The sequence below is a fragment of the Sporosarcina sp. P1 genome (genome assembly GCF_002743155.1).
Taxonomy (GTDB): Bacteria; Bacillota; Bacilli; order Bacillales_A; family Planococcaceae; genus Sporosarcina; species Sporosarcina ureae_B.
In genome coordinates, this window is the sequence record NZ_PDYS01000036.1 from 1 (window position 1) to 5,998 (window position 5,998).

The following is a 5,998-nucleotide window of genomic DNA, read 5'->3' on the forward strand; positions in this document are numbered from 1 at the left end:
AGCGTGCTTGTTCTTTTAAGGTAAACAATCGTTCAGTCACATTCATCCGCTCCCACATCTTTTTATTCATTATAAACAAAAGTACCCTATAGGATAGACTTTTTTCAAAGTGTCTATCTTATAGGGTACATTTTATCACTCGGAAGGATTTTTCATAGTATCGCATCGCGGGTTTTGCCCAACCACGCCCGCAGCCCACGCGACTTTCGTCAAGATGGCAGTGGCCCCTTGACGATCCGCTTCATGGACAGCACGGATATACGTACTGTTTGCTTCATCAACGACATATTGAGGCTGAACATGATTCAATGTCATCGCCAGTACATCATTCAGGCAATGCTCGCATGTACATGGCAAATGCAGTTCATTCTTATATTTGGAAATCACGTCACGTACCACGACTTCCATAATATTATGCACTTTCATAGTTGAATACTCCTTATTACTTAGAAAGAATAATCTTCTTCTTCAACAACTCTTTACCCGAAATACCCGGCTTCGTCATCTCGAAAGGATGGAGAATCGTATCCAACTCTTCTTTCGACAAGATATTTCGCTCGATACAAATTTCACGGATCGACTTGTTCGTTAACAAGGCTTCTTTCGCAATCTCTGACGCCACTTCGTATCCGACGTGCGGATTGATGGCCGTGATGATTCCGATACTCTTCTCCACATACTCAGACAAGTGCTCGACGTTTGCCGTGATTCCATCTAAACAATAATCGCGGAATGCACCGAATACGTTGGTCATGATTTTTAGTGACTGCAGCAAGTTGAACACTAGCACTGGCTCCATGACGTTCAATTCGAACTGTCCCGCTTCTGATGCCAACGCGATCGTCATATCGTTCCCCACTACTTGGAACGACACTTGATTCATTACTTCTGCCATAACCGGGTTCACTTTTCCTGGCATGATAGAGGACCCTGGTTGTCTTGCAGGTAATGCAATTTCAGATAGGCCCGTGCGTGGACCGGATGCCATGAGACGCAAGTCGTTACAGATTTTAGACTGGTTCAGCATCGTGCCGCGTAGCGCTGCAGATACTTGCACGTACGAATCTGTATTTTGTGTTGCGTCCACTAAATGTGTAGAAGACTTTAATTCGAAACCACTGTTTTCTGACAGGTAGCTCGCTACTTTTTTGATATATAATGGATCTGCGTTCAAGCCTGTTCCGACAGCGGTTGCGCCCATATTGATTTCATATAAGTAGACACGTGATACACGAACGCGTTCAATGTCGCGACGTAGTACCATTGCGTAAGCTTCGAATTCCTGTCCGAGACGGATTGGCACTGCGTCTTGTAAGTGTGTACGGCCCATTTTCAAGACCGATTGGAATTCTATCGACTTTTTCAAGTAGGTTTTATGAAGCGATTCCATAACGCCGAGTAGCTTGTCTACTTTCATGAGTGTAGCGATATGAATAGCAGTCGGGAACGCGTCATTTGTCGACTGCGCCATGTTGACATGCGTATTCGGGCTAATGATGTCGTATTCACCTTTTTTATGACCGAGAATTTCGAGTGCACGGTTGGCGATGACTTCGTTTGCGTTCATATTCACTGACGTTCCGGCGCCACCTTGGATTGGATCTACAAGGAACTGATCACGCAATGCGCCATTGATTACTTCTTCAGATGCCTTGATGATTGCTTCAGCAATATTCGCGTCCAATTGACCGATGTCGCGGTTAGCTTGTGCTGCAGATTTTTTGACGATTGCGATCGCACGAATCAAGTCGCGATTGACGCGGTAGCCTGTGATAGGAAAGTTTTCTGCTGCGCGTAGTGTTTGTATTCCATAATACGCGTCTAGTGGCACCTTCTTCTCTCCGATAAAATCCGACTCTATTCTGTACAGTAGTTGCTCTTCCATCATGCAGAACCTCTTCTCAAGTAGTTTTTATAAGTTTAATTCGTATCTCATTATACACACTATATTTTTCATGTATAGCCGTTTGGGCATACTCTCTCATCTTACCTTATAGATACCGTATAAACCACCCGGTAATCTCTTCTAATCTTGCAATTCGCAAATTGGGTTTCCCTGTTCTCGACATATTATGATCGGATTCGGGAAAGCGAACAAATTCGGTTTCTTTACCTAGATCTTTTAACGTAATAAATAGTTGTTCGGCTTGCTCGATTGGACAAACGAAATCTCGTTCGGCATGAAGAATCAACAAAGGGGTCTCGATGTTTTCTGCATACTTCAACGGTGACTGCTTCCATAGCGTATCAACATCTGTCATTCTAGCTTTCAAATGCCAGTCGGTAAAGTAGTAGCCGATATTGGATACACCGAAGAAGCTAATCCAATTGCTGATCGAGCGTTGTGTGACGGCTGCTTTAAAACGGTTCGTGTGCCCGACAATCCAGTTCGTCATGAAGCCACCGTAGCTGCCACCTGTTACGCCAAGACGCGTTTCATCAATCCAGTGTTCGGTCTTCAACACTTCATCCAGTCCTGCCATGATATCTTCATATCCACCGCCACCGTAATCGCCACGCACTGCGTCAACAAACGCCTGACTATAGCCGTGACTGCCACGAGGATTGAGATAGAGAACTCCAAAACCTTGCGCAGCCAACACTTGCATTTCATGGAAATACGTATAGCCATACATCGCATGCGGCCCCCCATGAATTTCCACAATGAGCGGATAAGTTTTACCTTCAGTAAAGTTCGCCGGTTTCATTAGCCACCCTTGGATATTTTCATTGCCATTCGTATAATGAATCGTTTGCGGTTCAACCAACTCGACTTTTTTCAACCAGCTTTCATTGAATGAAGTCAGTTTTGTACGTTCACCGGTCGCTATCGTTTGGCGATACAGTTCCCCAGGATTCGTCATCGTGCTAACTGTGAGCAACGCGAATTCCGCATTTCCCGCGACATCGTACCCGTAAACATGCTCTTCTTCACCTGTCGCTGGATAGATCGCGCCGTCAAGTGTAGCCGCATACAAACGTACTTCCCCCATACTCGATAATTGGAAATACAGTTGCTCGTCTTCCGTCCACACGACGCCTGGCGCAATCGCTTGTTGCAAGTGGTCGGAAATACTTTCGTCTCCAATCGGCGCGTCAATTCCCGCTGTCAAATTCATCGTCTGACCGTTCGTCCGATCATAGACGAAAACATCTGCCTGCGTGACATTTTGGAACGTCAAGTCATACCCTGTATACGCAATATAGCGATCGTCTTTAGAGAAAGCTACATCACCGAAGAAGCCTTGTTCATCGACAATCACGGTCTCTTTTTTTGTTTCAATATCCAACAATACGAACGGAACACCGAAATCATGATCGGTCTGCTCGTTACGATTGACGCCGACGACCAATTGCTTGCCGTCATGTGAAATCGCTTCTAATGAATGATCAAATGGTTCCATAGTGAAATTGCAAATATGGCACGTTGCCAGATCAACATAACCGATTTGTGTATATTCGTCTTGCGGTACTACACCGATGAAATCTGCTTTGTATTTCATTTTCGTCACACGAATCGGTTGTGGAAATCCTTCTTGCTTCTGTACCGTCGTAGAAAACGTTTCACCTGTTTTTAGCGTCCCCGTAAACCAGATTTTCTTACCGCACGGCGACCATTCGAATGAATCGATCCCTTTTTTACAGTCCGTCAGCGCATAGGCTTCTCCGCCTGCTTTTTGCATGATATATAGTTGATTCGTTTCGTTGCGATTCGATAAAAATGCTACTTGCTTGCCGTCAGGAGACCATTTCGGTGCACTGACTTGGTGCTTCCCATACGTCCACCGCGTTACGATGCCCGTCTGCAAATCGATATGATAGATAGCGGAGTAATACGAATTTTCCTCTTTATGTAATTCGGTCACCGTAAACACTGCTTCTTGATCGTTAGGCGCCAATACCGGATTCGTTACGGATTTCGTCTCAAATAAATCTTCAATCGTTACACATCGTTTATTCATCCAATCCCTCCTGTATTCTTACAATTCATTAAACCATAACAAGTCAAGGCTTGTTTTGGCAATGAATGCGTAAAAAAACGAGTGACGGATATGATTCCCGTCACTCGTTTCCACTCTCATCAGCTTTTAATTTGATCTTTCAATGAACGTCTTAAAATCTTACCTGTCGTGTTTTTCGGTAATTCATCAAGGAACTCAATCGACTTCGGTACTTTATACTTCACAAGACGCTTCCCACAATAATTAAGCAGTGAATGTTCCGTCGCATCCGAACCTTCCTTCAACACAACATAGGCTTGTACTTCTTCACCGAAGTTCGCATCTGGTATGCCTACAACTGCAGCTTCCACAATGTCACGGTGGCTAAACAGTACTTCCTCTACCTCTCGAGGATACACATTGAACCCACCGACGATGATCATATCTTTCTTGCGGTCTACGATATAAAAGTAACCGTTTTCATCACGTCGCGCCAAGTCGCCTGTATAGAGCCAACCATCACGAAGTGTAGCCGCGGTTTCTTCAGGCATTTTATAATATCCTTTCATGACGTTAGGGCCGCGTACGATTAATTCGCCGACTTCATTGTCTGGCACTTCTTCGCCATTTTCATCGACCACTTTATTCTCGACGTTCATAATATTCGTTCCGATCGATCCGGGGACACGTTCACGATCTAATGGATTGAAACACGTGACCGGTGAAGCTTCCGATAAACCATAGCCTTCCGAAACACGCACATCGAATTTCTCTTCGAAATTATGAAGCAAGGAAACGGGCATTGAAGAGCCGCCTGAAATCGCCAGTCTGATGGATTCGAAGTCTTCTGTTTTACCTTCCGGATATTGATAGAGGAAGTTATACATAGTAGGAACGCCCGCAAATACAGTGGCCTTTTGTTCGCGTATCATGTGGAATATTTCCCCCGGGCTAAAGCGTGGCTCGAGTAATATAGTAGCCCCTTTCACAAGTGGCGCATTCGCTACAACAGTTAATGCGAATACGTGAAATAAAGGCAATGTCGCTACAATTTTATCATTTTCGGAGAAGCCTAAATAGTCTCCTACATCACGTGCATTAGAGTAGATATTTTTATGTGTCAACATCGCACCTTTCGGGTGTCCTGTCGTTCCAGATGTGTAAAGGATGATAGCGCTTTCATCTTCGTCGACTTCTACCGCTTCCGTCATTGGTTTCGATTGCTTGATGAGCAGGCTAAATGGATGCACTTTTGCCTTAACCGAATCATTCAACGCAGCTAATTTCTCACCTGCATCTGCACTCATTTCACAGACGATATAGTTCTCAATCGTCGGAAATGACTGGCTTGCTACTTCTACGAGTGGCAATAATTGATCGATCGCAATAACGGCTTTCGCATCACTGTTTTCCAGAATATAAGAAATTTCGTCAGGTGTATAGAGCGGATTGACCGGCACAGCTGTCGCTCCGATACGCATAGTGGCATAGAGTGAGATCAAGTAATGCGGCGTGTTGCCGAGTAAAAACGCCACTTTGTCCCCTTTAACGACTCCTAGATGTTGTAGCGCATTGGCGAACATGGAGACGGACATGTCGAACTCTGCATACGTCGTGTCTTTCCCCATGAAATGATAGGCGATTTTACTAGGCTTGCTCTGTGCTGTCTGTTGAACACTAGAAACTAAATTCATGCTTTCATCTCCCTAACAAGTGAATGAATAACCATTCAGTAATTCGTTCATTATACTGATAAAACAAATAATTGGCAAGAGTTTACTGGGAATTTCGTTTTATTAGTTTATTAGGATAGGCTGGACGGGTTTTTGGGGTGGGGGATTTGCGCTCTAGGCGGACGCTTTCCCATGGGCCCGCGGTGAGCCAACTAGGTCGCAAGCTCCCTTTAGTTGTCTCACCTGTTGGGCTGATCCATCGGGAGCATTCCTGTTTGTTTAGTGGAGCCCTATTGAAATAGAAAAGTCCCCTTGGTATGATTCGGGGGTGTCAAGGCATTGAGGGCTTGACCCCTAATTACAACCAAGGAGGACTCACATGAA

General features: G+C 44.8%; 4 protein-coding genes. All 4 read right to left on the reverse strand.

Translation table 11 applies throughout. The annotated features are described in order from the left end of the window. Window positions 1-135 precede the first annotated feature (135 nt). Window positions 136-426 carry a late competence development ComFB family protein gene (locus CSV73_RS16105; protein ID WP_085132975.1) on the reverse strand — a complete coding sequence of 97 codons (291 nt, stop codon included), beginning with the start codon at window positions 424-426 and terminating at the stop codon, window positions 136-138. A 16-nt stretch (window positions 427-442) separates the two neighbouring features. Next, complete coding sequence (gene aspA, locus CSV73_RS16110) at window positions 443-1,888, reverse strand: aspartate ammonia-lyase (protein ID WP_099628076.1); 1,446 nt, start codon at window positions 1,886-1,888, stop codon at window positions 443-445. A 103-nt stretch (window positions 1,889-1,991) separates the two neighbouring features. Beyond that, window positions 1,992-3,962 (reverse strand): S9 family peptidase, encoded by a 1,971-nt coding sequence (locus CSV73_RS16115; protein WP_099628077.1) that lies wholly within the window; start codon window positions 3,960-3,962, stop codon window positions 1,992-1,994. A gap of 119 nt (window positions 3,963-4,081) precedes the next feature. Then, window positions 4,082-5,635, reverse strand: coding sequence for a fatty acid--CoA ligase family protein (locus CSV73_RS16120; protein WP_099628078.1), 1,554 nt, complete (start codon window positions 5,633-5,635; stop codon window positions 4,082-4,084). Window positions 5,636-5,998: the final 363 nt, after the last annotated feature.

What these genes read in the sequence shown, in the direction of transcription:
- CSV73_RS16105 (WP_085132975.1), bottom strand. Translation starts at nt 426, where the DNA reads ATGAAAGTGCATAATATTATGGAAGTCGTGGTACGTGACGTGATTTCC.
- aspA (WP_099628076.1), bottom strand. Translation starts at nt 1,888, where the DNA reads ATGATGGAAGAGCAACTACTGTACAGAATAGAGTCGGATTTTATCGGA.
- CSV73_RS16115 (WP_099628077.1), bottom strand. Translation starts at nt 3,962, where the DNA reads ATGAATAAACGATGTGTAACGATTGAAGATTTATTTGAGACGAAATCC.
- CSV73_RS16120 (WP_099628078.1), bottom strand. Translation starts at nt 5,635, where the DNA reads ATGAATTTAGTTTCTAGTGTTCAACAGACAGCACAGAGCAAGCCTAGT.